Origin of the sequence: Nocardioides oceani (genome assembly GCF_030412965.1) — a bacterium.
Lineage (GTDB): Bacteria > Actinomycetota > Actinomycetes > Propionibacteriales > Nocardioidaceae > Nocardioides > Nocardioides oceani.
Genome location: NZ_JAUHJQ010000295.1, coordinates 1 through 215 on the forward strand (window position 1 = coordinate 1; position 215 = coordinate 215).

Here is a 215-nt window from a genome sequence, read left to right on the forward strand (position 1 = left end):
CCGGTCGGTGGCGTCGCGTGGCGACGTTCCCCGAGGGCGCCGTGCCGAACTACGCGACGTGGGGTCCGCGGGGCGAGCTGTACGTCAGCGACTCCGCACAGCCGATCGTGTGGCGCGTGCCGCCGCGCGGCGCCACGCCTCGCGCGTGGTTCACCGCGCCCGCGCTCGAGGGCGCCGAGTTCGGCACGACCGGGCTGGTCTACCGCCCCGGCCGC

The 215-nt window shown here is 77.7% G+C and carries 1 protein-coding gene; it reads left to right on the forward strand.

Translation table 11 applies throughout. The features are described 5' to 3' along the window. Positions 1 to 17: 17 nt before the first annotated feature. On the forward strand, positions 18 to 215 hold a 198-nt coding region (locus QWY28_RS24120), incomplete at its 3' end, for a hypothetical protein (protein ID WP_300955424.1).